A 26,291-nucleotide genomic window follows, 5' to 3' on the forward strand; every position below is an offset into this window, starting at 1 on the left:
TGACATGAATATGACTGAAATTTCAAATCTTTTGACGCCACTGAACCTTGAACAGTCTCTTGGTAAAATCAATGAATTGTATGGTAAAGATGCCGTATTCACGACAAGTTTTGGATTGGAAGACCAAGCAATTACGCATGCCATTTTTAAAAATAACTACTCAATTCGAGTAGTTACTCTAGACACAGGCAGATTGTTCCGAGAGACTTATGAACTTCATCGCCTGACGCTAGATAAGTATGGAAAGCAAATAGAAACTTACTTCCCGAATGCCTCTGATCTAGAACCATTTCTTCTGAAAAATGGACCCGACTCCTTCTATGCATCCATCGAACAAAGAAAGGAATGCTGCCATATACGTAAAGTGATCCCTCTCGACAGAGCATTAAAGAGTGCCAAGATTTGGATCACAGGAATTCGTAAGGAACAATCAGGTACGAGAGGTGACATGCCGAAGGTGGAATTGGATGTGGCCAAAGATATCATCAAAGTTCATCCCATTTTGGATTGGACTTGGGAGGATACATGGACATACGTTCGCGAAAACCATATTCCTTATAATAGTTTGCATGATAAAGGATATCCAAGCATAGGTTGTGCCCCATGCACACGCACCATAGAGCCTGGAGAGGATTTTCGAGCGGGACGCTGGTGGTGGGAAAATGAAAATACAAAAGAATGCGGTCTCCATTGGGTAGACGGCAAGTTAACACCTAAAAAGGAAATGAAAGCATAATGACACTCAAGAAATTATCGCACTTACAACAGTTAGAAGCGGAATCCATCTATATACTTCGTGAAGTGGCGGCTCAATTTGAAAGACCGGCACTCCTCTTTTCTGGTGGAAAGGATTCGATCACCCTCGTTCATTTAGCACTGAAAGCATTTCGTCCTGGTAAATTTCCATTTCCCTTAGTTCATATTGACACAGGGCATAATTTTCAAGAAGCGCTCGACTTTCGAGACGCTTTAGCGAAACGGATCGGAGAGAAATTAATCGTAAGGTATGTCCAGGACTCTATTGATCAAGGCAAAGCAGTAGAAGAAAAAGGAAAATTTCCAAGTCGCAATGCGATACAAACAGTAACCCTTCTTGATACGATTAGTGAATTCAAATTTGACGCTTGCATCGGTGGGGCTAGAAGAGATGAGGAGAAAGCACGCGCGAAAGAAAGAGTATTTTCCGTACGCGATGAGTTCGGAAGTTGGGATCCAAAATTGCAAAGGCCTGAACTTTGGAATATTTATAATGGAAAAATTCACGTCGGTGAGAACGTAAGAGTGTTTCCCATCAGCAATTGGACTGAGCTTGATGTATGGGAATACATACGCACCGAAAACATTGATCTACCTTCCCTATATTTTTCTCATAAACGTGAGATTGTTTGGCGCGAAAACGTTGTCTTTCCGGTTTCCAAATTCATAACTTTGGATGCAAGTGATAAGGTTGAAGAAAAGACCGTCAGATTCAGGACCGTGGGTGACATGACATGCACAGCAGCCGTTGAATCAGAAGCGAATCATATAGACGATATCATCAGAGAAATTCAAATTTCTCGGACAACAGAACGTGGATCTAGGTTAGATGATAAGAGATCAGAAGCTGCGATGGAAGAAAGAAAGCGCGGAGGTTATTTTTAATGGATATGTTAAGATTTATTACAGCAGGTAGCGTAGATGATGGAAAATCAACGCTCATTGGTAGGCTACTCTATGATAGCAAATCTGTCTTCCAGGACCAGTTGGACGCACTTGAGCGCGCAGGCCAAGTCAATGGCGAAATCAATCTAGCACTTCTCACTGATGGATTGAAGGCAGAAAGAGAACAGGGAATTACCATCGATATTGCCTATAAATATTTCTCGACTCCGAAAAGGAAATTTATCATTGCCGATGCACCAGGCCACATCCAATACACACGAAACATGGTTACAGGTGCATCAAATTCCGATTTGGCGATCATCTTAATAGATGCCAGAAAAGGTGTTATCGAACAAACGTATAGACACTCATATATCACATCACTCCTTCGTATACCTTCTGTAGTTGTATGTGTCAATAAAATGGATTTGGTAGATTTTTCCGAATCTCGCTTCGAAGAAATTCGTAAACAATATTTAGACTTTGCCAAAGATTTGAAGTTGAAGGCCATTGAATTTATTCCAATTTCCGCATTACGTGGAGATAATGTAGTCGAACCGTCTAAGGATATGCTCTGGTGGAAAGGCAATACGTTACTCGGCTTTTTGGAAGAAGTCGAAGTTAACTTTGACGAAGAGGATACACATCCACGATTTCCAGTACAGTATGTCATTAGACCTCAGACCGATGAATTTCATGATTATCGTGGTTACGCGGGGCAAATTCGCAGCGGAAGCTTTCGGGTTGGCGATGAGGTGACGGTATTACCTTCAGGATTAAAATCCAAAATTAAACAAATTGATACTTATGAGGGGAAAAAGGAAGAAGCATATTCACCTATGTCCGTGACGATATTACTCACAGATGATATTGATGTGAGTCGAGGAGATATGATAGTTCCTAGTAATAATATTCCCACGGTATCGCAAGATCTCACGGCTGATGTTTGCTGGATGGACACGAAACCACTCAATATTGGAGGAAAGTATCTTTTACGTCAATCCACTGGGAATGTCAAATCAGCCGTAAAAGAAATTTCATTTCGGGTCGATACTCAAACACATGCTAAGATAGAAGCTTCAAATCTGGAATTAAATCAGATTGGCAGAATCGTCATTCGGACAGCAAAACCTGTGGCGTATGATACGTATGACTCAATACGTGCAACGGGAAGTTTTGTGCTAGTTGACGAAGGAACAAACCAAACTGTAGCGGCGGGAATGCTTACCAAATAAGCATTCCTTTAAAATAAATTTCGCTTGGCTTGAGATTTATACATAAATTTCTTTTGTTTTTTTCGTCCCATGGTTTGTGCATCCAGTTTACTTTGGCGAATCGAATCTTACCCAAATATCCTTTCGCTTTCAATTATCCTTAAATCCGGACGGCACTTTTTCTATAGACTTTTTATCCCATGAATTTGCTGCTCTTTTTTCACTCATTGATTATGAAAGCCATTATGATGTTCATTCCTTTTTTGATACAATCGGTTGTGATGAGCTTCCCGCGTTACTTTCAAGTTTTCGTGAGTCGGCAGAACTGCTAAAGCCTTGGAATTTCGAATGGAGAATTGAAAAGGATGGGAGGCAATATTGGTTAACTGGAAATGCCACTCCCTTTGAAAAAGAGGGAAAGATACAATGGTATGGATATATACAAGATATAACGACGAGTAAGTCATCTGATCTAACGATGTCGATCATTCAAGAAAAAGACAAGCTCCTGTTTCAAACAATGCAAGAGGGACTCGTCATTCATGATATGAGTGGAAAAATTCTTTCTGCAAATCGGAGTGCCGAACAAATTTTAGGACTTACCTTTGAACAGATGGTCGGCCTTACATCAATTGACCCAAGATGGCAGGCTGTAAATGAGCATGGCGAATACCTTCCGGGCGAAAACCATCCGGCGATGGTAACCATTCAAACTAAAATTCCTATAAAGGATTTTATCATGGGTGTCAGAAAGGCAAATGGCAATTTGACTTGGATATCGATCAATACGCAGGTGATCTACCATCCAAATACGAAAGAGGCAATTCAGGTATTTGCTGTATTTCATGATATTTCTGAGAGAAAGAAAACGGAAGAAGCCTTAATCGAATCAAAATTAAAGGCAGAATCCGCAGACAAAATCAAATCTTCTTTTCTTGCAAACGTTTCCCACGAAATCAGAACTCCATTGAACGCAATAATTGGTTATACGGATCTGATGATGGATGAAAATCATTCTGATGAAACAAAACAACAATTAGCTATAATAAAAAATAGCGGAAATTTATTGCTGAACATCATCAACGATATTTTGGATTTGTCCAAGATTGATGCAAATCAAATGCAAATAAACGAATTCCCGTTCTCCATATTTGAAATTGCCAAACGAACAGAAGAAACGGCAACGATCTTAATGAATAAGAAAAAGAAAAATCTCCACTTCCATCTCTCTGTGGATTCCAACTTACCCAAAATGATGCTTGGAGATGAATTTCGTATCTTACAGGTGATCTTAAATTTAGTGAATAACGCAATTAAATTTACTGAAAAAGGAAAAATTGAAGTTTGTTTCAAAAGTTTGCAAAAAGATCTAATTGAAATTTCTGTTCAGGATACAGGAAAAGGAATCAAGACAGAAAATTTCGAACGAATCTTTTTGCCTTTCCAGCAAGAAGATTTCAGCGATGCGAGAGAATTTGGTGGTACAGGACTTGGTCTAACTATCTCCAAAAAATTAATCGAAAAAATGAATGGGACGATCTCATTTTCGTCGTCAACTAGAGAAGAGCATGGATCTCTTTTTAAAATTATGTTACCTATCAAATCATTTGATTCAGATTCTGGATTTGCCACATCAGCGGCAATACAATCTAACGCGAATTATAAGGCCAGGAAAAACAAAATATTAATCGCAGAAGATGATACCATCAATCAAATCTTGGCAAAAAAAATTCTTGTCTCTGCTGGTTTTATAGTCAGCACAGCAAGTAACGGTAATGAAGCAGTCGATTTATTCAAGGAAGAAGAATTCGATTTGATTTTAATGGACGTACATATGCCAGATAAAACTGGATTCGAGGCAACAGCCGAAATTAGGTCATTAGAAAAAGAGAAGATAAGTCAAAAACGCATTCCTATTGTATTTTTATCCGCCGCGGCCATGGTCGAGGACCGCGAACGAGGATTAGAAGCAGGCGGTGATTGGTATCTCACAAAACCCATAGTGAAAGAGGAGCTTTTAGACGTCATCAATCAGTTTAATGACTAGATACTATAAAATTCCTAGGTTGTTTATAAAGTCACCAAAGCTTTCTGATTTTTTTCTCTCTTTTGAAAACCTTCCGAGTAATAGATCAAGTTCATTTAAGATTTGATCTTCGTCTAAACTTTCTTTATACTTTCGATTCATCCTAGCACCTTCCCAATCGGCTCCTAAGTGAAGGTTGTACTTTCCGTACGCTGTTCCAACTAAGCCTATTTCAGAAATATACGGTCTAGCACAACCATTCGGACAACCAGTCATACGAATCGTGATGGGCTCATTTTTCAAACCATACTTTATTAAAATTCCTTCAATCTTATCCACGAGCGATGGTAGATACCTTTGACCCTCCGCGAGCGCAAGCGAACACGTGCTCAGTGCAACACAAGCTATCGAATTCTTTCTTAGTGGAGAAGCTTCCGTTGTCTTTTTATCAACATCATAACGGACTAGAATTTCATGGATCAGCTCTTTGTCCTTTGGCAATACATCCGAAAGAATGACATTTTGATTGCAAGTGAATCGAAAAACCGCCCGTCTCGTCTTTGAAACTTCCAGAAGAGCTGATTTTAAATTATATCCATTCTCATCCAATACGCGACCATTCTCTACAAAAACAGTATAATGCCAGTTTCCTGCTGTGTCCTGTCTCCAGCCAAATTCGTCGGTTCTTGTTTCGAACTTATAATTTTTCGCTGGCTGGAAAGGTATTCCTGTTCTGCTTTCGACTTCTTTCTTATAAGTATCAATACCCATACGATCCACGGTGTATTTCAAACGAGAAAGCTTTCGATCTTCCCGATTACCAAAATCTCGCTGAACCGTAACAATTTCGTAAACGACTTTCAAAACATCTTTTTTTTCGATAAAGCCAATGACTGTTCCGAGCCTTGGATATGTATCAGGATTTCCATGAGTCGTGCCGAGCCCTCCACCTATGGATACATTAAACCCAATCAATGCACCATTCTCAATAATCGCGATCAGACCAATATCATTTGTAAAAATATCGACGTCGTTATGCGGAGGGATAGCAATCGCAATTTTAAATTTGCGCGGAAGGTATAAATCTTTATAGAGAGGGTCTTTTGGCTCTTCCTTTTCAACGAGCTGTTTCTCATCTAGCCATATTTCATAATATGCTCTCGTTTTCGGAAGAAGGGACCTGCTGATTTCTCCCGCATAACCAAAAACTTCTTTATGGAGCGGCGAGGCAGTTGGATTCGATGTGCAAGTAACGTTACGATTAACATCACCGCAAGCTGCAATCGAATCCAAGAAAACCTGGTCAAATGCCTTGATCGTGGGTTTGATCTGCGTCTTCAAAATACCATGCAATTGCACAGTTTGCCTGGTCGTAATTTTGATCGTCCCAGTAGAATTTTTGCCAGCCACATTATGAAGCTCTTCCCAGTGAACTGGACCGACCATACCACCGGGAATCCGAAGTCGAATCATAAAAGAGTGCAATCTGTCCAACTTTTTTAGGGTTCTTTCTTCTCTCCTATCACGATCATCTTGCTGATACATGCCATGAAATTTAAGAAGAAGTTGGTCGTCAGCCCGAAGGGAACCTGTATGCTCATCTTTTAAACTTTCAGCAAGCGTTCCTCTAAGTCCTCGACTCTCCCTTTTTACTCTTTCGGCAACTGTTTCTTTTTTTCCAGGTGTTGACATATGAAATCCTTAATATACATCTTTCTTGTAGCGACCAGATTCTTCCAGGCTACTTAAATAATCTTCCGCAGATAGATTTGTTTCAAATTCTCTGGCCGAGAGTATTTGAAGTAATTGCTTTTCTACGTCTTTACTCATTGGATCTTTGGAACCGCATACGTAAATATATGCACCCTCTTCTATCCATTTTAATAACTCAGAGGCATTTTCTAGCATCCGATCCTGAACATATACTTTGTTTTTCGTGTCCCGTGAAAAGGCTGCATTTAGCTTCTGCAGGATTCCTGTTTCCATCAATTGTAACAATTCTGCTTGGTAGTAAAAATCGGAGACAAAGTTTCGTTCTCCAAAAAACAGCCAGTTTTTTCCTGAAGCTGAGGCTGCGTCCCTTTCCATTAAAAAGGAGCGAAATGGCGCAATCCCAGTTCCCGGGCCGATCATAATGAGTGATGCGTCATCCGGTGGGAGTCTAAAATTATCATTTTTCTGAATGAAAAACAAAACTTCCTCACCGACTGTAAAATTCGAGAGATAGCCAGAACATAACCCCTCTTTAACTCCTGTTTTTGTTTCGATTGCCACCTCGGCCACTGTTAGATGGATGGCATGTTCCCCATGGGCACTTGGAGAAGATGCGATGGAATAATATCTGGGTACCATATTTTCCAAAATCGCAAAAACCTGGCCTGCGTTTGTTCCAGAGGGTAAAGGGAAATCGCTGAGAAGGACATCTAAGTCAAATCTTGTAGTAGGAATATCGGTCTTAACAAAATCAGCATATTTTTTTATCACACGATCCGGAAGATTTCGAATGGAAAGTTTTGTGAGTAAAAGATCTTTTGCCATCCATGTTTCACCTGCATGACTGACTCTCTCTTCTGGACCAATTTTTAACAAAGACAAAATCTGGTTCACTTCTTCTTCTTTGTTTTGTGGGATAAAACCTGCACTATCTCCTGGTAGGTAAAGGATTGATGCATCGGATTCAATCTCGATATGGCGAGTTGATTTCGTTGAACCAATGTCATTCAGCACAAGGTTAGTCGTCACCTTACCAGTATAAATGATTCTTTTATTGGTCGTCGTTTTGTTTTCAGTAGCTTTTGCAGTAACTTCTCCATTTTTTTCGCCAAGTTGGGAAAGATTGGATAGAAGTAAATCGATCCAAGGTGAAGCCGTAGTATCAATGTCCAAATCGCATTTTGCTACCTCTTGGATGCGGGTTCCACCAAGTCCAAATAACAATGAATCTACATCAACTCCCGTTTGGCAAAATAAAGGATACGAGGTATCGCCCAATCCAATCACCGCAAAATTTAACTTTTTAAATTTTGAAGTTTTATTTTTTAATATTTCTAAAAAATTTTTTGCTGCTGCTGGTGGCTCACCGTCACCATGAGTTGATACGACAACGATTAGGTTTTTTTCCTGATCAAGTTCGCTTGCTTTATATGTTTCTGTATTTTTTAAAGTCGCTTTATGTCCGGCATCTTTCAGTTTTTTAACCAGACCGGTCGCAAGTTTTTTGGAATTTCCGGTTTCTGTTCCATAAACAACCGTTACCTGTAGAGTTGCCGGAACAGCAGGAGCCAGTACCGTTGTCGGGACTGAACTTGTGACAATTCTTTCCGACATATCATTTGTTATACTTTTTAAGGGGATGGGTCCATCCAAGGGCATGACCAGTGCAGACAAATATCCGTTCATCCAGACCCACTCGTCTTTGGATGAATCTTTTAAGAGTTCAAAAAACTTGTTCCGTTTCTCATCTGAGAGCATTGTTCGTTACGATTCCTTTGCCTGGGTGATCAAAATGGCTCATCGGGCTTGCATGCCGCCAATAATTCTATTAAAACATCCAAAAAGTCCGATAAATTGAACGTTCGTACTCAGAAAGGCATGGGTAAACCAAAAAAATGGAGAAAATGTAAAAAATATTAACATCCATAGGAGAATTCGGAGCGGAGCAATAGGAAAAAGGAGGGAGATTCACTTGACGATCAATGGGATTATTTAAAATATAACGAATATGTTGTCCAATAAGACAGAAATTGGTCGGGTCAGCTTTGTGAGCGGAGGGCCTGGTCCCGTAGATTTGCTCACTCTCAGAGGGCTCGAGCGCATCAAAAATGCAGAAGTGATTCTCTATGATGCCCTTCTCGATCCAGAATTTTTGGACATCTTCCCAGAAAGTGCGATCTGCCTTTATGTTGGAAAACGTTCCGGTCAGCACTCTCGAACCCAAGAAGAAATCAGCGAACTCCTACTCGAATACGCAAAGGCTGGCAAACACGTCGTGCGGCTTAAGGGAGGCGATGCAACTGTATTCGGGAGACTCGGCGAAGAAATTGAAATCCTACAAGAAAATGGAATCTCTTTTGAAATCATTCCAGGAGTCAGTTCTGTCACGGCAGGTGTGAGTGCATTAAATTCTTCTCTTACACTTAGAGGCGTTTCAAGACAGATCATCATTTTGGATGGTCACACGATCATGGAAGATAACAGAAGTTGGGTGGGTATGGAAAATTTTTTTGGAACGATTGTCATCTTGATGGGAACTCAAAAAATAAAAGAATTATCCTTAAAATTAATTGCTAAAGGGATTTTACCAGAGACTCCGATTGCTCTCGTTGAAAATGCCGGCGGAAGGAAAGTCACTTCCTCATTTTCCACTCTTAACTTGGCTTCAGAAAAAGGAATTCCGAAAGAAACAAACGGACCCGGTATACTCTATGTTGGCGAGGCTATCCGAAAGAGTCTGGAAGTATGGAATCATGATAAAAAAATATCCAATCTTTCTCAATCTACAAAATAGAAATCTGCTAATTGTGGGAGGAGGACTTGCTTGTCTCGAAAAACTCCAAGGTCTTGAGAATACAGAAGCCATTATAACCATCATTACACGAGATCTCCATCCAGAAGTTCAAGCTTTTGTCAATGGTAAGAATCATATTAAGGTGATACTGCGAGATGTGGTAGCAGCAGACTTAGAAGACAGAGACATCATTTTTCTAGCCACAAATGATCCAGAGACAAATCAGCAATTTAGAAGTATCGCAAAGTCACTTAAAACATGGGCAAATTCAGTAGATGATCCAAGAAATTGCGATTTTTATTCCGCATCACTAATCAACCTAGGGGCGGTTTCTTTTGCCATCTCCACGGACGGTAATTTTGCTGGTCTAACAGCGAGTTTACGGCGGTTATTTGAAGAGGTTCTCCCCGAAGGGGATTCCGAACTTTTTGAAAAGATATACGCCATGAGAAGAGAACTAAAAGAAAAACTTCCCGATTTAGCTGAGCGAAGAAACGTTTTAAAGACAATCATCCATGATCTCGAAAATAAATACTTTCGAAAAAAATCCGATTGAATCAATCTTTATAGGTGATTTGAATCTCCGTTAGTGGATATTCATTTTCCCAACAGGAGTAAAGTGGTATATTGATCACCACTTTTCCATTACCTTCCGATCGTGCCGTCCATTCTCCTGGTGTTCGATGTTCGGTAAATTTTATAGCTTTTATTTGGTAAGGCAGATATAATTCGATTTGAATATGTTCTGACAAGGTATTGAAACGCATTAAATCATCTCGACTCTTTGCCTCAGAAATCAAATTTTGAATTTCTTCTTTTTTAATCCCAAGAGCTTCTATTAACTTTGATTTATTGCTAGTATCGATGACTACCATAAAGCTATGAGCCGTATCGTTTTCTTCCTGGTATTGAAGGAACCTCAGTCCTGGAGGTGAAATTTTGGTGATATTTTGAAAGGTGTAGAATCGTTCTTTGATTAGCAGCTCCGATTCATACTCCGCCTTTAAGCCACTACCAAAAAAAATTCCACCCGACTTCCGCTTCATTTTTTTCTCATAGATTTGCATTTCACCAGATAGGTCAGACTTAACTTTTACCTTAAGATTCCCGCCGGCACAAAAACTGATCAATGCTGTGACTGAAATTAAAAAAAAGAAATTCCTCATTTCGCAATTCTTTCCGATGATGGGTTTTCCGTTCACCGAAAAATGATTTATCCGAAACAATTTCCTGCCACAACCAACGACATTTCTAGCGAACATCATTTTTATAGACGCTTTTCCAGGGAAATTAATGACTCGGACAATGTTTACTATTCTCTGACCCTCATCACTCCGGATGTCCCAATGCGCGAGATTGACTTTGTCGTGGTCAATCCTTACGGGATCGTCACCATTGAGTTAAAAAATGGTCGCTGGAAGATCAATCGAGGTAAATGGGAATTTTATAATGTCCGCATGCGAGAATGGGAGGAAGTTGAAGGTAAGTCATACCGAAGTCCGATTGAACAATCAACCACACAGCTTTCCTTGTTTCGCGAATTTTTAAGAAATCATAACGGGTTAGAAGATTTTTTTCCTGAAGAGTATTATGATTGTGCTCTCTTTTTCCTTAAGAACGAAAGAAGAGAATTTTTTCATAAAAATACGGAATCACCTTGGATATTTGGAAAGGATGAACTTGAGGATGGAAAGTTTTCCTTACAAGAGATTATAGACAAAATCCAAAACCGAGAAACTCGCAAGCCCCTTGATAAGGAGATCTTAAATCAGATCCACGAAGTTTTAGTCAAAAATCTTAACTTTGTCTCAGATCTATCCAAAAAATCGAGCACAAGAGATGACAAACTTCTCGCACTTACAAGAGAACAGTTTTCTCTGATCTCTGAAATTACGATTGCCTCAAGATCCATTGTCTATGGAGTCCCTGGTTCTGGTAAATCGATACTTGCAGGACAATTAGGATTAACTTTTGCCGAAGAAAAAAAATCTGTCGTGATTTGGCAAGGATCCCCTTCTCTCTTCAAATTGTGGAAGGATGAACTTGAGGCAATGGAAAGTTTTTCCAAACCCATTCTTATCCATCATATCTCAGAGATCAAAAACCAAAAGTTCGATCATTTGATCATAGACCAGGTTGAAGATTGGATGGAAGCAAACACTTTAAAAGATTTATTCAACTATCTATCCGAAAATTTTTGGAAGACTTGTAACTGGACATGGTTTATGAGCAGGAGTTTTAAAACTAAAAACTCGGATATTGTTTCCTTTTTAGAAAAAACTCCTCATCGGTCGTGGGATATCATTCGAAATATTAGAAACTCTCCTGAAATCGCAAATTTCGCCAATCAGCTATCAAACGGTGACGGAGGAGAATCCGTACTTGAAACATTAACCGATGTTCAACTAGTTCCCGTATCTAAAGTAGATACAATTTCCGAGAAATTAAAATGGTGCTTAGGATATGCGAAAAAAATTCTAGATGTATCCTCTGATGAAATCAGAGTGATCTGCCCAGACGAAAATTTTAAAAAAAGCCAACCTGAACTTGGTCAGTTTTTAAAAGAGCATTCCATCTCTTTTTTAACCCTATCTGAATTTATCGGAATGGAGGATAAGTGTGGAATGCTTGTAGGTTTTAAAAACTGGCAGTTACCACAGACTAGGTCTGAAATTGCAAAAGCAGTTTTGCTTTTTCGGGATTTAGTATGCGTGTTATATGATGAAGAGGAAGAAAACCAACTTCATCTTCTACTAAAAAAAAGTGGCCCTGGCCCGTAAGCCGGATTCTGTTTTATGCGATCATCTATCTGATGCTCTCTACCCACAACCTGGCGGGACAGCTCATAACGGTTGCTTACTTGAGATTGCACATCGGAGGGTTTACCTTGCCTTATTTTTTACAAAATAAGCGGTGGGCTCTTACCCCACCATTTCGCCCTTACCATTTGCATGGCGGTATTTTTTCTGTTGCACTTTCCGTATACGATCAGTCACCCTTTCGCATCCCGAGTGTTACTCGGTCCGATTGTCCCCTAGTGTCCGGACTTTCCTCCCCAAGATCTATGTTTGATAAATCTTAGGGCGACCGCTCGACCAGAGCCAAACTCAAAATGAATCACCTATTTTTTCCGTCCAGAGGTTAATCGCATAAAATTTGGCATGATTTCTGCATTCATTCTCTCGTAATGGTGATCCGATGAAAACTTTCAGATTTTACTCTTTTTTTGCACTTTTTTTGACTGCTTTGCCCATTCTGTACGCAGTTCCAGTCGAGGATAAAACGAGTGATGAAATATTAAGCGAAGTCCGAATCTCTCGGATTCCAAAGATCATTGAAGTTTTAGAAGAAATGGGTTTGCGGGCGTATGAAATGGAACAGTTGAAAGAAGCAAAAATCCATTTCCAAAAGGCGCTCGTCCTTAGACAAGCGATTGGCATGAAACAAACGGAAGGGAGTGCACATATCCTCACGAAAGTATCTGCTATTGAGAGCAAACTGGGCAACCGATGCGAAGCCTCAAAACTTCAGAGATTAGCGATAAGAATCTACCGACAAATGGGCGTTAACTTTGGTGCCGTAAGACTAGAAGAAGAGCCAGTTAAAGTTTCCCACCTTGCGTGTGCAGAAACGATCAGCTGGCTTAGAGACTGATTACGTTTTCTTAAACTCCAGACTAGCAGAATTGATGCAATAACGCAGGCCCGTGGGTTTCGGGCCATCAGGAAACACATGCCCCAAATGGGCACCACATCGACTACAGATCACCTCGGTCCTTCTCATTCCATGGCTGCCATCTTCGATTGATTCTAATACTTCTGCATTTACTGGGGCATAATAACTTGGCCATCCACTTCCAGAATCATACTTTGTTTTTGATTCAAAAAGTTCCTGTCCACAGCATACACACAAATAAGAACCATTTTCTTTGTTCTCGTAGTAATCCCCAGAAAAAGGTCGTTCCGTACCTTTGTTTTGTGTTATCTGGTATGCAAGCGGTGAAAGCTTACGTTTCAATTCCTCTTCCGATAGTTTGATTTTTTCTGCCATATGGTATTAGACCTTGTACTCATCATTTCATTCATAGCTTTTTAAAAAAAAATGATTCTTACTCGCAACTTTTGCCTAGTTGGAATGTTAATCTAAGGAGATGAGAAATAAATTTTGTTAAAAATCAGACTGGGCTCAAAGAATTCCACCTTAGCAAAGTTACATACTCTGATGGTGGGAGAGGCGCTGAAGATTAAATTTCCAGACCTGGAACTTGAATATATTTTCAAAGAAAGCCAATCTGATCTAAATTTATTGAATGCCGATACCATCATTGGCAATTTATCTGAATTCGATTACCTATCTCATAGTCCGACAAAGGTATTTCCTGTTCTAAGCAGATCCGACCAGCGAGAAATCATCTTCTTTAAAAAAACTGCCTATTTAAAAGAGAATGACCAGCTAAATATTCTATGTTGTGATGAGATACATACGGAGAACACCTCATCTTTTTTGAAAGAATTTTTACCTCTTTTGATGAGGAATCGAGAAATCAATTTCGTGACGAGGAACGAGGATCTTTCGAAAATTTTTTCAGAATACCTATCTTCTAACTTTGATGCCCTGGCGATTCCAAAAAACTATATAGATAAACTTTTAACGGCTTTAATAAATCGAACGAACCAGGACGAATTAGATACATGCCGGGAATTGGTTCGCCAGATATTGCTTGATTCCTTATTTTTAATTCCACCGCTTTCCTATTGTCCCAGTGCCCCTTTAGCGGGGATCATGGGAGTTCGTATTTTAACAAACTCTGACAGTATCCATCATTGCCTCCGTGCCATCTTCGATACGGAATCCGATTTTGTGGCGAGACAAGAATTGACACTCGCCTCTCAAAAAAATGATGTGAACGAAAAAATTCATGCATCCGTTTTAGTCAGACCCTATGGAAATATAGAATATGGCAGAGGAAAAAATTATTGTCTTTGTCGGCTTTCGGATTCGTGTTCTGACAAATTTAGCATTCATGAAATATGGCCACCTAACGCTAAAATGGCTCCAAGACAGAGAGAAAGATTGGAATACAAAATACCTTCCTCCTCCGATTTATACATCTCAAGAGGTTATGCCTTTCCCTTAGATTTAGCACCCGACCCGAGCCAACAGATTGTATGGGCAGCAGGACTAACTACCTGGAAAGATCTTTCCAATCGAAATATCTGGGTTCATGGAACGAGTGATGGACTAGGAGAATCGGAGCCTATGAAACTCACAAGCATAATGGCTCGTAAATTAAATTTTGTGAAACTCTCACATATGGACTCAGAAACATCACACAACACTTTTCCTCTCATCTCCACGTATCGCCTGTCATATCCTGAAATCCCCGTTGATTTTGATCCTTCAAAAATCAAAGCAGCATTTTGGCGGAGCAGCACCGAATTCGATATCCTAACAAAGAGATTTCCCGAACTAAAGAAAGTAATACATTTCGTTAGCCCAGGCTCCACCTACACAAAAATTAAGTCGGAACTAGAATCAGATCCTCAATTGAAACTACATATATCACTCTCATTTGAGGTCTGGCGCACTCAGAACATTCTATTTTGAAATCACTTACCTGACTTATTTGTTGAGAATAAATCTCATTTTTTTAATGAAAATTCTGACATTCTCGTGACAATGGTTTAGGAATCCCTGGTATACTAAAATATATGTGGTCAACGCTCGTCCTTTTGCACAGTGAAGAGAAGTCTCGCCTTATGGAAGAAATACCTAATTTTATCTCCTGGCATACATGCATGAGATCAGTGTATTTAAGCGATAAGCGTCTGTTATCCGTAGATTCTGAAGAGCTAATTTCAAAAAAATACGAGATTTATTTTGGCTTTGAGGCTTATACTTTCTTACTAGAGATTGTTTGTGGTCTCCACTCTAAACTTTTTGGAGAGTCGGAAATCCAGGGACAATTTCGGGATCGTTTCAAAGAAAGCCAACTGAACAACACATCGCTTTCTCTAATGCTTCAAAAACTAAGAGATCAAATATTAGAGCATTCTAAAATAGTCAGAACTACTTTTCTTACGGGCTTCGGTCGTCAAAGTTATGGAAGTTTGTGTGAAAAATTCTTAATTGGCAGTTCTCATATCCATTTATTTGGAACGGGAAATCTAGCAAAATCACTTATCCCTTATCTTTTAGATCACCACCGAACGGTGGTCCTCTACGGTCGAAATAAGGCACGCCTCTCGGAGCTAAGACAGGAATTTAAGGTACAAACAGGCCAATGGGAAAATTATATTTCGGATTTCCATCCCGTCATCATTGCATCCTCTTACTACTCTGAATACATGATGCAAAAACACCAAGCTGCTTCGGTTGTTCTCGACTTTCGAGAGAATACGATTTCTGAAATCGGAAAAAAGAAATCAAATTATATACCATTCTCTCAAATTTTGGCTACGATTCAAAATACCGAGATAAAAATAGACCTACTGAAACCAAAAGTGAGAAGTTTGATTTTTGAACTAACGCAAAATCGAGAGGATGAACAAACTCATTTTATCAACGGATGGGAAGATCTACCTCAAGTATGTTATTAAAGATAGGATCTCGTGCGTCCACTCTGGCAAAAATTCAAAGCTATTCGGTGGGAGAAAAACTCAAAGAGACATTTCCTGAATTAGAAATTGAATATATCTTTCAGGAATCAAAAGGTGATAAAGACCTTGTTACCCCGCTTTGGAAATTATCTGGTCAGAGCATCTTTACTAAAGATTTACAAGATGCATTGCTGGCCGGAAAAATAGATGCCATTGTCCATTCATGGAAAGACTTAGAATTAAACGACCGGGATCTTACAAAGGTATTTTCAGTATTATCTAGAGCTGACGAAAGAGATGTTTTATTATTCAAGAAAGACCATCGAAACCAACCTCCTTCAAAATTAAAAGTCCTTACATCGTCTCCTCGTCGAGAATACAATCTAACTTTATTTATACGAAACTTTTTTCCCTCTTCGTTGGCAAATCAAGCCTTAGAATTTGAATCTGTAAGAGGGAACATTCAAACTCGATTCAAAAAATTTATAGAATCCGACGCCTCAGCCATACTCATTGCGAAGGCTGCACTTGATAGAATCTTATCCGCCGATATTTTTTTGACTCAAATTCATGAGATCAAGGAAACTCAAGAATTTTTAAAATCCAAACTTCTAGAATGCTTTTTTATGGTCATTCCTCTATCGCAAAATCCATGTGCTCCCGCGCAGGGAGCCTTGTGCGTTGAAATGCGTGCAAACGATTTACACTCTCAAAATTATATTCATGCTATAGTTGATAAAAATTCGGAAGCAAATGCCTTAAAAGAAAGAGCGATCCTAAAAAATTACGGAGGCGGCTGCCACCAAAAGATAGGAGTCAGTGTCATAAAAAGAGATTATGGAGAAATAACTTATTTGAGAGGAATAACCGACGAAGGACAAATTCTAAATCAAATTTCTTTTACGAGAACTTATCCCTTAAAATTTAAGAAATCCGAGGTATGGCCGAGCGAATCAAACAAGTTAAAGAAAAATAGACTTCTGTTAAATGTAGAAATTCCGGCTCTTTTCGACCTCTACGTTACAAAATCATTCTCTCTTCCACGTTCCGCGGAGCACACATTAAATGATCGAATCGTATGGTGTTCGGGAGTTAAGACTTGGAGCGAATTAGCTGCAAGAGATATCTGGGTTCATGGAACATCCGACGGACTCGGTGAAGCAGAAGAAATGAATCTTTCCCATTTAGTTCCGAGAAAGCTCAATTTTTTAAAACTGACACATGATGATTCGCAGGATCAGTTTTTGGCAACGTTAAAAACTTATCATTTAGAGCTTCAGGAAAAATCTGAAGGTATAGAAAATCACGAGCAGATTCAAGCAGCATATTGGAGTAGCGGTTCTGAATTTTTTTATTTAATAAATCATTATCCTCACTGGAAAAATTTAATTCATTTTTGTGGACCAGGAACTACATATTCCAAAATAAAACAATATTTAGGTGAATCAGCAACTGTATATATATGTCCTTCATATAAATACTGGGAAGAAAACTATTTAGAAAATTAATCATGCAAAAATATCATTTACATCGCATTAAAAGTCATCCCGCATTACTCGAAATTGCAGATACAGGCTCATTGAACTATAAAAAGATGATCCAGCCTTTGTTTGTAGTCGAAGGATTACAAGAAAGAGAAGCACTTCCATCTCTCACGAATGTCTTCCGAGAGACTGAAGATTCTATTTTGGAACAGATTGCTCGTGATGTGGCGCAAGGAATTCAGCAATTTATTCTTTTTACAATTCCAAAGGTAAAATCTGATACCTTATTCCCTGTAGATTTTTATCAAAGAGTCATCCGAAAAATCAAAGACGCACACCCGTCAATTTTTCTTTGGCTGGACACTTGCATTTGTTCTGTTACCACGCACGGTCATTGTGGGCAACTTGACTTAGATGGGAAAATTGACAACCTAGCTTCCGTAAGGAGACTCTCTTCCCTTGCCTTAATCTTTGCAGAAGCAGGGGCCGACGGCATTGCTCCAAGTGATATGATGGATGGTCGCGTAAAGTCGCATAGAAAGATCCTAGACGACAAGAGTTTCCATCCTGTTCCTATCATGAGTTATTCGACAAAATTCAAAAGTACATTGTATGGACCCTTCAGGGATGCAGCAGAATCAGCACCTAAATTTGGAGATCGATCCAGTTACCAGCTTGACGTAAGAGATAGAAGTTCTGCAATTTATGCCTCTCTGCGGGATGCGGAGGAAGGAGCTGATTTTTTGATGCTGAAACCTGGAATCACATCTTTGGATTTAATCCAGCCTATTCGGGAGAAAACAAATTTACCAATAGGTGCGTATCAAGTGAGTGGAGAGTATGCGGCAATCAATCTATTAGCTGAGAATCATTTTCTAAAAAGAGAAGACGGACTTGTCGAATCTTGGAATGTGTTTCGCCGAGCAGGCGTTTCTTTTCTCATCACTTATGCAGCCAGAGAGGCAAAAAAAATATTCTCATGAAATCCACCGAATTATTTGAAAGATCTCTTAAAGTAGCTCCTGGAGGTGTACATTCACCTGTTAGGTCATTTACTTCCGTTGGCGGAAGCCCTATATTTTTTCAATCTGCTTTGGGAGCTCGATTAACAGACGTTGAAGGGAAGGAGTATATTGATTATTGTCAAAGTTTTGGACCACTTCTATTTGGACATAGAAATGAAGAGATAGCAAACATAGTGAGAGAGACGGTTGAGACGGCATGGACTTTCGGAGCCTGTGAACCATATTCTTTAGAATTAGCTGAGTTTATAACGGCAAATATTCCTTGGGTCGAAAAAATCCGATTTGTAAATTCGGGAACGGAAGCAGTTATGAGTGCCTTACGCATAGCACGTGCCGCAACTGGTAGGAAAACGATTTTAAAATTTGATGGCTGTTACCATGGTCATTTAGACTCTCTTTTGGTAAAAGCTGGTTCAGGACTTGCTGGCACAAGTTCGAGTGATAGTGCCGGAATTGACCAGGAGATGATTCAAAATACCTTAGTATTACCTCTGGATGATGAAGAAGCATTGGAAAACCTATTTCACAAAGAAGGAAAAAATATCTGCGCTGTGGCGATTGAGCCACTACCAGCTAACTATGGATTATTGGTACAAAGAGTAGAATTTTTAAAGAAAATTGCAAATTTAACAAAAGAGTATGGCGCCTTATTATTATTTGATGAAGTTATATCCGGATTTCGGGTTGGTTTTCAGGGGATGGCGAAAGTTCTGGGCATTGAGCCGGATCTCGTATGTTACGGAAAAATCATCGGTGGAGGCTTCCCTGTAGGAGCGTATGCGGGGAAAGGGATTTATATGGATCTGGTTGCACCTCAGGGAAAAGTTTACCAGGCAGGAACTCTTTCCGCCAATCCTCTCGGTATGAGGGCTGGCCTTACTACTTTAAAAAAGGCACTGAGAGAAAATCCGTACGAAACTTTGGAAAAATCCTGTCAGACGCTAACTCAGAGTCTCGTAAGTATTTTCAATCAAGAAACGAGCATAGAATGGGAGGAAGTCTGTTTTGGTTCCTTGTTTTGGTTCAAACAAAAAACAGTAGAACCAATCCGCCGAGTTTCCGCAATACCAAATGGTCATAAAGAAAATTTCGCGAAAATGTTCCATAAACTATTGAATGCTGGAATCTACTTAGCACCTAGCGGATATGAAGTGGGATTTCTATCTACTGCTCATACCAACGTAGTGATCGAAGAGACCATCGAAAAAGCAAAAGCAGCATTTGAAAATAAATGATTACTAATAAAAGATTTGCAAACGCGATCCACCAGATTCCTCAAGCAGTACCGCCCATTTGGTTTATGCGCCAAGCTGGTAGGTATCATTCCCACTACAGAAGGTTAAAGGAAAAATATAGTTTTCTCGAGTTGTGTAAGAATCCAAACCTTGCGGCTGAGGTAGCGTTGGGTCCGATAGAAGCTTTCGGCTTTGATGTATCCATTTTATTTTCAGATCTACTATTTCCTTTAGAAGCATTAGGTATCGGTTTGGATTATGCTCCTGGACCAAAACTTGCCTTCCAGTTACGTACAGAAAAGGATGTGAATGCACTCAGAAAATTAGACGATGCGCTTCCTTACCTAGAATTCCAAAAAAAAGCCCTACAGCTAACGAAAGAAATACTGCCAAAAGATGTCTCGCTCATTGGTTTTCTCGGAGGACCTTGGACTTTATTCACCTACGCAGCTAGCGGCAAACATGAGGGAAATTTAAGTTTTCCTAAAACCAATCCTGGACTTATAAATGCCTTTTACGAAAGGATGCTGCCTCTCCTGATCGAAAATTTGAAACTCCAATTAGACGGTGGTGCTGAAATCGTCATGATTTTCGATACGGCTGCTGGTGATTTGCATTTGCCTCAGTTTGAGAAATTGGCCATTGAGCCATTAAAAGTTTTATGTAAATTGTATCCTGGTAAGGTTGGCTACTATGCTAAAGGTACAACAAACGATCAAAACGACTTACTTACCACAATTGACGGGTTAGTTGGATATGGAATCGATCATAGATTCGATCTGAGAAAAATGTTAACCTCTGAGAATAAAAAAGGCTTCGTCCAAGGAAATTTTGACCAATCCCTACTCTTTTTAGATAAAGTAAACTTTAAAACAGAATTGGAAAACTACCTGAATCCGATCAAGTTACTTTCTCAAAAAGAGAGAGCTGGTTGGGTTTCGGGACTTGGACATGGAGTGCTTCAACATACTCCAGAGGAAAATGTAAAATATATGATCGATTACATTAGAGAAACTTTTGATGCTTAGTAAGTCTGATTTACTTAAAAAGTATGATATTCCTGCTCCGCGATATACAAGTTATCCGACTGTACCTTATTGGAGCGAAAATCCTTCAACTAAAGAATGGCTTGATTCCTTAGAAACAAATCTAAGCAAGCCAGGTAGTGCACTTTCTATTTATATACACATTCCATTTTGCGAAACGTTATGTACTTTTTGCGGATGTAATACGTCCATTACAAAAAATCACTCCGTTGAGCGTCCGTATGTGGACGCAGTTTTAAAAGAATTACTTCTTTACCAAGAAAAATTACCATCAATGGAAATGACGACTCTAAAAGATATTCATCTTGGAGGCGGTACACCAACTTATCTTTCGGAACAACATTTAGATCACTTGCTTAAGGATTTGTTAAAAAACTTTAAGAAGACGAATGATTCTGAGTTTTCGATTGAAGTAGACCCTCGCAGAACAAGACTTTCGCAACTAGAAATTTTAAAAGAATATGGCTTTCGCAGAATCAGCTTAGGTGTGCAAGATTTTGATCCAGAAGTCCAACGCCTTGTAAATCGGAACCAATCGTTTGAAGAGACTAAGACCATTACGGAGGGCGCTCGATCTCTGAGTTACAATTCAGTAAACTTCGATTTGATTTATGGACTGCCAAAACAAACAGCCCTTAGCATGCGAAAAACATTTCTACAGACACTTAGCCTTAAGCCGGATCGAATCGCATTTTACTCTTATGCTCATGTTCCTTGGATCAAACCATCGCAGAGATTATTTACAGAGTTAGATCTTCCTCAAAGTGAAGAAAAAAGAGAACTATACGAAATAGGTAGGGAAATATTAGAATCTGCAGGCTATATCGAAATTGGAATGGACCACTTTGCCCTTAAACATGATCCACTTGCAATCGCATCGCAAACAAACCAATTGCACCGAAATTTTATGGGCTATAGTAGCCATACTACAGATGTTATGCTGGGTCTAGGAGCGTCTGCTATCTCCGAGACCCAAGATATTTTTTTTCAGAACCAGAAATTAGAAATCAAGTATCGAAATCAAATTCACAATTCCGAAATTCCCAATTTTCGAGGTCATAAATTATCTGACTCCGACAAATTAAGACGACAGTTGATCCTTTCCATCATGACTAAATGGAGAGTATCCGTACCTAAGGTATTAGTCTCTGATATTAAAACATACCTTCAAGAAATGGAAAATGACGAACTCATCACATGGAAGGAAAATGAATTATTCGTCTGCGAAAAAGGAAAACCATTTCTCCGAATCATAGGTACTGCCTTTGATGAAAAACTCAGAGAGGGGAAACCAGAAGGAATGTTATTTTCAAAAGCGATTTAGATGAAAAATAATACGGTCATTTTAGGTGGCGGTATATCAGGCTTGGTATCCGCGTTTTATGCACAGAATGCCAATCAAAATGTTTATATTTATGAAGCCAGTGATCGCTTAGGTGGCTTGATCTCTACCACTCAAACGGAATATGGAATCGTTGAATCTGCTGCCAACGGATTTATCTTGACATCCGAAATCCAAAATCTCCTGCATAAGTTAAATCTTAAACCTATCTCTGCAAAAAAGGAATCGAGGAGACGCTATTTTTATTCGAATAGAAAAATCACTCAGTTCCCCCTATCGTTCTGCGACCTCTTTAGGGCCGTATTTGGTTTTTTGTTCCTCAATTCCAAACTAAGAGTGAATGAAACTTTCCTGCAATGGAGCAGCCGAATCTTCGGAATCAATACCGCACTCAAAATCATTGAACCTGCGATAGGTGGTATTTATGGAGCAAAACTCGATCAACTGGATACACGAATGCTATTTTCGAAACTGGACTGGTCAAAAAATCAAAGTTTTTTTCGAAGGTATCTGACAAAAAAAAACAAAAAAAAGAACTTAGGTCTGGTATCCTTTGAAAATGGAATGGTTAGTGTCATCCAAGCATTAGAATCAGCAATCTCACCAAAAGCAGTCATTTATCTAAATCGCAAGGCTCCAAATTTATCTGATTTGCTCAATGAATACGAATCTCCCGCATTACATATATGTCTGCCATTAAATGAATGTTATTCGTATCTAAGAGAAATAGTTGATCAGATACAGATTCCAAATTTTCTTAATATTTCAACGATTACCTGCTTTGTTCAGGAGCGAATAACAAAGAAACCTGGTTTTGGAATTTTATTTCCTAAGGGTGAAAGAATGAATGCAAGTGGAGTTTTATTAAATTCTGATATTTTTCCTCATCGGATTATAAAAGAGAATCTTTGGTCTGAAACTTGGATTTTTATCTCTGATCCGCAGACAATAAGATCAGACGAGGAACTGCTAGATTTATTGATGCAGGATAGAAGACGAATCGTTGCTGCGGCTATGCCACCAGTTCAAAGTTATGTAACTCATTGGCACCGAAAATTTCCTGTCTATGATAAGGCTCTCTATGAATTCAATCGTAAATTGGATCAATTAGAAGTGGATTATTTCGATCGAGGGATAAAGATCATCTTTAAAGGAAATTATAGGCGTGGGATCGGTCTTAGAAATCTAATCGAGATGGCAACTAGGTAGACGCTCTCCCCCGAGTCTTAGGCAAAGACAATCCGTGTTTCTTTTTTTATCTCTCGATTCTAATATCAAATCAGCAATCAAATTAATAAATTTCGGGTAGGTCCCGAAAGCAGGTATTCTTAGATACGATTTAGCGCCTGCTCTCAAAGCAATATCACGTAGTTCCACTCCAATTTCTTCCAATGTCTCTAAGTGATCGCTCACAAAGCTGATGGGAAAAATGGCAATGTTCCTCTTTTCGCCACCTAACTTAGACAATATATCTTTGGTATTTGGTTCGGTCCATTTCGCTCTGCCAATCCGACTTTGATAGGAAAGATAAATTTGTCCCTGAAATCCTAGGTTTTTCAGGAATTCTCCTACTTCTGTGATCATCTGCTCAAGTTGTGTTACGTATCTATCTCCTTTTTCAACCAGTCTCATCGGAATGCCATGAGCAGAGAATACTAAATGATACGTTTCCCAACGGGGAATTCTACCTACATTTTTAAAGTGAGGAAAATTCTTTGTTTCAAGATTACCATTCATGAAATCAAATATAAATTCAGCAACCAAACGAGTGAATCTCGGGTCCAGGGCAAATGGATCCACCCAACCTACTTTTCCAACAGGACAATTCCCAATCTTATTTTGATAGATCGAGCCTAAGGATAAAATCGTGGATCGCGAAAACTGGGGAAAGAGAGGAACGTGAATGTGAGATTTTGAAGGAGCATTTTCTTCTATTAGGTGATCTCGAAGATTCGGAAATCCACATGCCATAGATACATATCCGATCCACTCCTCGCCCGTTTTCTTTTGGAGTATATGGGAAAGAGCCTCCGCTTGTTTTTCTGTTTCCGCCACTAACGGAGAACCACCGCCATAACCCATAGATTCGTAAGTCAAAGCTACCTTCGGTGCTCTCGTCCGAGCGATGTATCTTGCGATGAATTTACGTAACGGTTCCCAAAGTGGAAGATCAAAAACATACGGATCCAAAAAAAGATCCCTTAAGAAAACTTCTATCTCTTGCCTGTTTCTCGGACCTCCGAGGTTGACTAAAGTAAAACTATTCTTTTTTAACTGGCTCATAGGACACAAAGTCACAGTGCGGGTACCTGGAACAAAAATAAATGGTTTTTCCTGTTTTTGAAAATTTACTTCGGATCCTGCCTTCTTTACATACAGGACAAAGTGTGGTTAGCATTTCCGTCTTCGTTGTTGTCGGAACTTTTACTTTTGATTTCGCATCCTTTTTATCGAGATTCGATTGTGATGTAACGATTCTGTTTAATTTTAGAAGCCTGATTTTCTCAAAAAATATTTTTAATAATGTTAACTTTTCTCCCTTGCCAGAAGCTAGGACGTCCAAGGAAATTTCCATTTCTTTCGTGAAACTTTCTCCGATCAATTCAGAAAAACTGGCAACTAAATGTCCATTTACTTTTTCACCTAATGCCGTTGCGCCTAACTTTTTCTTCACTTCCATCACGTATTTTCGTTTCTGCAATGTTTCCAGCGTTTGTGAATATGTAGAAGGTCTTCCAATTCCGGTTCTCTCCATTTTTGCAATGATTTGACCTTCCGTGTATCTTTCTTTGGGTAACGTTTGTTTTTCTGCTGCTAATATTTGATCGCAGATAACAGAGGATCCTAGTTTGAGATTGGAAAGAGGATCTTTGGGCAATTCGACCTTGGGATGAAATTTTTTAAAACCCAGTGATATGCCTTCTTTTTGTCTACAATTCCAGAACTCAGCTTTTTCTTCAAAAGTGTAGCTCCTTTCCAATCCGGTTTCGGAATCCAAAAAACTAACAAGAGTTCTTTCCCAAATCAATTGATACAAAGCCGCCTCATCCTCAGTTAAAGATTTTAATAGAGATGCAGGCGTTCGAAAAGGATCTGTCGGAGTGATTGCCTCATGTGCTTCTTGGGCATGCATTTTTGATTTTGATCTTCGATCCTTTCCAAGATCTAAATCAGGTCGAGTTTGCTTTAAATATTCTCGCGCACGTAAACTCTTTTGCTCAGAAACCTGAGTGGAATCAGAGCGCATATAGGTGATGAGTCCGATCATTTCTCCTTTGACATTGATTCCTTCATAGAGGCTCTGAGCTATTTTCATCGTGTATGAGGAACTAAATCCGAGTGCCTTTGCGGCCGTTTCTTGCAAACTCGCTGTGGAGAAAGGTCGAGGCGGTAAAATTTTATATTTTTTTTCTTCTACCTTCTTTAGTTCAAAATGTAACCCTTTGGGAGTTTTTCCTGGTACGGACATGCCATATTTTTTTAAAATGGTATTTGCAGAAGATTGATCCAATCTTTTGTCCTCATCAGGAAGAACATAAGACAATGTAATTTGATGGGCATCGTTTATTATGACGGATTCTAAACTAACATAGTTTTCGGATATAAAATTACGAATTTCTAATTCTCTTTCACAGATCCACTTCAACACAGCAGACTGCACCCTTCCCGCGGACAGGCCTGAAATTTTCAAATCCTTCCATAACACGGGGGAGATTTCGAAACCAAAGATACGATCAATGAGTCGCCTACAGATCTGTGATTCAACTAAATGAGTATCAATTGTACCTGGAGTTTTTATGGCATCGTTTAATGCCTTTTTCGAAATCTCATGCAACCTAATTCGATAAATCTTCCCAGATATTTTCCCAAGCTCAGAGGAGATATGTTCTGCGATCATCTCGCCTTCTCTATCAGGATCTGAGGCGATAAAAACAAGGTTAGCCGATTTTGATGCTTTTTGAATGGAACTAAATAATGTTTTCTTTCCTTTTAACCAAACATAGGTGGGAGAAAAGTTGTTTTCAAAATCGATGCCGTAGTCTTTAGGTGGGAGGTCTTTAATATGACCTTTAGTAGCAAGCACCACCCAATCCTTTGTTAAATAGGATTGGAGGGCTTTTGCTTTTGTTGGAGATTCAACTATGATGAGTTTGGTGATACCCTACTCCAGG

21 protein-coding genes, 1 other RNA gene and 1 pseudogene are annotated in these 26,291 nt (G+C 39.3%); 16 read left to right on the forward strand and 7 right to left on the reverse strand.

Annotated elements, in window-relative coordinates:
* Window positions 1–4 precede the first annotated feature (4 nt).
* From EHQ58_RS15625 to EHQ58_RS15640, 4 genes are all read left to right on the forward strand, one after another.
* A complete protein-coding gene (locus EHQ58_RS15625) occupies window positions 5–736 on the forward strand; it encodes a phosphoadenylyl-sulfate reductase (protein WP_135624849.1) in 732 nt (243 codons plus the stop codon).
* A complete protein-coding gene (gene cysD, locus EHQ58_RS15630; RefSeq protein ID WP_135624850.1) occupies window positions 736–1,641 on the forward strand; it encodes a sulfate adenylyltransferase subunit CysD in 906 nt (301 codons plus the stop codon). The genes EHQ58_RS15625 and cysD overlap by 1 nt, the downstream gene beginning before the upstream one ends.
* Entirely contained in the window at window positions 1,641–2,876 is a 1,236-nt protein-coding gene (locus EHQ58_RS15635) for a sulfate adenylyltransferase subunit 1 (protein WP_135624851.1), read from the forward strand. The genes cysD and EHQ58_RS15635 overlap by 1 nt, the downstream gene beginning before the upstream one ends.
* Window positions 2,877–2,952: 76 nt before the next feature.
* On the forward strand, window positions 2,953–4,902 hold the full coding sequence (locus EHQ58_RS15640) for a PAS domain-containing hybrid sensor histidine kinase/response regulator (protein WP_135624852.1): 1,950 nt from the start codon (window positions 2,953–2,955) through the stop codon (window positions 4,900–4,902).
* 3 nt (window positions 4,903–4,905) lie between these two features.
* On the opposite strand, the gene EHQ58_RS15645 is transcribed toward EHQ58_RS15640, so the two are convergent.
* Together EHQ58_RS15645 and EHQ58_RS15650 are read right to left on the reverse strand one after the other, a co-directional pair.
* Entirely contained in the window at window positions 4,906–6,573 is a 1,668-nt protein-coding gene (locus EHQ58_RS15645; RefSeq protein WP_135624853.1) for an NADPH-dependent assimilatory sulfite reductase hemoprotein subunit, read from the reverse strand.
* Between the two features lie 9 nt (window positions 6,574–6,582).
* Window positions 6,583–8,352, reverse strand: coding sequence for a diflavin oxidoreductase (locus tag EHQ58_RS15650; RefSeq protein WP_135624854.1), 1,770 nt, complete (start codon window positions 8,350–8,352; stop codon window positions 6,583–6,585).
* Between the two features lie 250 nt (window positions 8,353–8,602).
* Between EHQ58_RS15650 and cobA the strand changes: the two genes are divergently transcribed.
* Complete coding sequence (gene cobA, locus EHQ58_RS15655) at window positions 8,603–9,388, forward strand: uroporphyrinogen-III C-methyltransferase (RefSeq protein WP_135624855.1); 786 nt, start codon at window positions 8,603–8,605, stop codon at window positions 9,386–9,388.
* Complete coding sequence (locus EHQ58_RS15660; protein WP_342776259.1) at window positions 9,348–9,944, forward strand: precorrin-2 dehydrogenase/sirohydrochlorin ferrochelatase family protein; 597 nt, start codon at window positions 9,348–9,350, stop codon at window positions 9,942–9,944. Before cobA ends, EHQ58_RS15660 begins: the two co-directional genes overlap by 41 nt.
* 1 nt (window position 9,945) lies before the next feature.
* On the opposite strand, the gene EHQ58_RS15665 is transcribed toward EHQ58_RS15660, so the two are convergent.
* A complete protein-coding gene (locus EHQ58_RS15665) occupies window positions 9,946–10,554 on the reverse strand; it encodes an LBF_1134 family protein (RefSeq protein ID WP_210412840.1) in 609 nt (202 codons plus the stop codon).
* A 42-nt stretch (window positions 10,555–10,596) separates the two neighbouring features.
* Between EHQ58_RS15665 and EHQ58_RS19125 the strand changes: the two are divergent.
* A pseudogene (locus EHQ58_RS19125) lies at window positions 10,597–10,944 on the forward strand (nuclease-related domain-containing protein); the annotation flags it as partial.
* A gap of 1,205 nt (window positions 10,945–12,149) precedes the next feature.
* On the opposite strand, the gene rnpB reads toward EHQ58_RS19125, so the two are convergent.
* An RNA gene (gene rnpB, locus EHQ58_RS15675) (RNase P RNA component class A) lies at window positions 12,150–12,491 on the reverse strand.
* A 95-nt stretch (window positions 12,492–12,586) separates the two neighbouring features.
* Between rnpB and EHQ58_RS15680 the strand changes: the two genes are divergently transcribed.
* Entirely contained in the window at window positions 12,587–13,042 is a 456-nt protein-coding gene (locus EHQ58_RS15680) for a tetratricopeptide repeat protein (protein ID WP_135624856.1), read from the forward strand.
* Here the strand turns inward: EHQ58_RS15680 and msrB are convergent, their stop codons facing one another.
* Complete coding sequence (gene msrB, locus EHQ58_RS15685; RefSeq protein ID WP_135624857.1) at window positions 13,043–13,438, reverse strand: peptide-methionine (R)-S-oxide reductase MsrB; 396 nt, start codon at window positions 13,436–13,438, stop codon at window positions 13,043–13,045.
* A gap of 114 nt (window positions 13,439–13,552) precedes the next feature.
* On the opposite strand from msrB, the gene EHQ58_RS15690 reads away from it, so the two are divergent.
* From EHQ58_RS15690 to EHQ58_RS15725, 8 genes are all read left to right on the forward strand, one after another.
* Window positions 13,553–14,995, forward strand: coding sequence for a hypothetical protein (locus EHQ58_RS15690; protein ID WP_135624858.1), 1,443 nt, complete (start codon window positions 13,553–13,555; stop codon window positions 14,993–14,995).
* A gap of 191 nt (window positions 14,996–15,186) precedes the next feature.
* Window positions 15,187–15,987, forward strand: coding sequence for a glutamyl-tRNA reductase (locus EHQ58_RS15695; RefSeq protein ID WP_246047393.1), 801 nt, complete (start codon window positions 15,187–15,189; stop codon window positions 15,985–15,987).
* Entirely contained in the window at window positions 15,978–17,495 is a 1,518-nt protein-coding gene (locus EHQ58_RS15700) for a type 2 periplasmic-binding domain-containing protein (RefSeq protein WP_167883658.1), read from the forward strand. Before EHQ58_RS15695 ends, EHQ58_RS15700 begins: the two co-directional genes overlap by 10 nt.
* A 2-nt stretch (window positions 17,496–17,497) precedes the next feature.
* Window positions 17,498–18,454: a porphobilinogen synthase gene (gene hemB / locus EHQ58_RS15705; protein WP_135624861.1), complete on the forward strand. Its 957-nt coding sequence runs from the start codon at window positions 17,498–17,500 to the stop codon at window positions 18,452–18,454.
* The gene (locus EHQ58_RS15710) at window positions 18,451–19,731 is read left to right on the forward strand and encodes a glutamate-1-semialdehyde 2,1-aminomutase (RefSeq protein ID WP_135624862.1); all 1,281 of its coding nucleotides are present in this window, start codon (window positions 18,451–18,453) and stop codon (window positions 19,729–19,731) included. The genes hemB and EHQ58_RS15710 overlap by 4 nt, the downstream gene beginning before the upstream one ends.
* Window positions 19,731–20,759: a uroporphyrinogen decarboxylase family protein gene (locus EHQ58_RS15715; RefSeq protein WP_167883664.1), complete on the forward strand. Its 1,029-nt coding sequence runs from the start codon at window positions 19,731–19,733 to the stop codon at window positions 20,757–20,759. Before EHQ58_RS15710 ends, EHQ58_RS15715 begins: the two co-directional genes overlap by 1 nt.
* Window positions 20,752–22,101, forward strand: coding sequence for an oxygen-independent coproporphyrinogen III oxidase (gene hemN / locus EHQ58_RS15720; RefSeq protein ID WP_135624864.1), 1,350 nt, complete (start codon window positions 20,752–20,754; stop codon window positions 22,099–22,101). The genes EHQ58_RS15715 and hemN overlap by 8 nt, the downstream gene beginning before the upstream one ends.
* Window positions 22,102–23,328, forward strand: coding sequence for a protoporphyrinogen/coproporphyrinogen oxidase (locus tag EHQ58_RS15725; protein ID WP_135624865.1), 1,227 nt, complete (start codon window positions 22,102–22,104; stop codon window positions 23,326–23,328).
* Here the strand turns inward: EHQ58_RS15725 and hemH are convergent.
* Both hemH and topA read right to left on the reverse strand, forming a co-directional pair.
* On the reverse strand, window positions 23,305–24,402 hold the full coding sequence (gene hemH / locus EHQ58_RS15730) for a ferrochelatase (protein ID WP_135624866.1): 1,098 nt from the start codon (window positions 24,400–24,402) through the stop codon (window positions 23,305–23,307). The two genes, EHQ58_RS15725 and hemH, sit on opposite strands and share 24 nt — an antisense overlap.
* Window positions 24,380–26,278 carry a type I DNA topoisomerase gene (gene topA / locus EHQ58_RS15735; RefSeq protein ID WP_135624867.1) on the reverse strand — a complete coding sequence of 633 codons (1,899 nt, stop codon included), beginning with the start codon at window positions 26,276–26,278 and terminating at the stop codon, window positions 24,380–24,382. Before topA ends, hemH begins: the two co-directional genes overlap by 23 nt.
* Between the last annotated feature and the right edge of the window lie 13 nt (window positions 26,279–26,291).

Origin of the sequence: Leptospira ognonensis (assembly GCF_004770745.1) — a bacterium.
In the GTDB taxonomy this organism is placed as follows: Bacteria; Spirochaetota; Leptospiria; order Leptospirales; family Leptospiraceae; genus Leptospira_A; species Leptospira_A ognonensis.

Coding starts and splice junctions, on each gene's coding strand:
- EHQ58_RS15695 (WP_246047393.1), top strand. CDS start 15,187: ATGAGATCAGTGTATTTAAGCGATAAGCGTCTGTTATCCGTAGATTCT.
- EHQ58_RS15680 (WP_135624856.1), top strand. CDS start 12,587: ATGAAAACTTTCAGATTTTACTCTTTTTTTGCACTTTTTTTGACTGCT.
- EHQ58_RS15635 (WP_135624851.1), top strand. CDS start 1,641: ATGGATATGTTAAGATTTATTACAGCAGGTAGCGTAGATGATGGAAAA.
- EHQ58_RS15665 (WP_210412840.1), bottom strand. CDS start 10,554: ATGAGGAATTTCTTTTTTTTAATTTCAGTCACAGCATTGATCAGTTTT.
- hemN (WP_135624864.1), top strand. CDS start 20,752: ATGCTTAGTAAGTCTGATTTACTTAAAAAGTATGATATTCCTGCTCCG.
- EHQ58_RS15645 (WP_135624853.1), bottom strand. CDS start 6,573: ATGTCAACACCTGGAAAAAAAGAAACAGTTGCCGAAAGAGTAAAAAGG.
- EHQ58_RS15660 (WP_342776259.1), top strand. CDS start 9,348: ATGATAAAAAAATATCCAATCTTTCTCAATCTACAAAATAGAAATCTG.
- EHQ58_RS15625 (WP_135624849.1), top strand. CDS start 5: ATGAATATGACTGAAATTTCAAATCTTTTGACGCCACTGAACCTTGAA.
- hemB (WP_135624861.1), top strand. CDS start 17,498: ATGCAAAAATATCATTTACATCGCATTAAAAGTCATCCCGCATTACTC.
- cysD (WP_135624850.1), top strand. CDS start 736: ATGACACTCAAGAAATTATCGCACTTACAACAGTTAGAAGCGGAATCC.
- EHQ58_RS15650 (WP_135624854.1), bottom strand. CDS start 8,352: ATGCTCTCAGATGAGAAACGGAACAAGTTTTTTGAACTCTTAAAAGAT.
- hemH (WP_135624866.1), bottom strand. CDS start 24,402: ATGAGCCAGTTAAAAAAGAATAGTTTTACTTTAGTCAACCTCGGAGGT.
- EHQ58_RS15710 (WP_135624862.1), top strand. CDS start 18,451: ATGAAATCCACCGAATTATTTGAAAGATCTCTTAAAGTAGCTCCTGGA.
- msrB (WP_135624857.1), bottom strand. CDS start 13,438: ATGGCAGAAAAAATCAAACTATCGGAAGAGGAATTGAAACGTAAGCTT.
- EHQ58_RS15700 (WP_167883658.1), top strand. CDS start 15,978: ATGTTATTAAAGATAGGATCTCGTGCGTCCACTCTGGCAAAAATTCAA.
- cobA (WP_135624855.1), top strand. CDS start 8,603: ATGTTGTCCAATAAGACAGAAATTGGTCGGGTCAGCTTTGTGAGCGGA.
- EHQ58_RS15725 (WP_135624865.1), top strand. CDS start 22,102: ATGAAAAATAATACGGTCATTTTAGGTGGCGGTATATCAGGCTTGGTA.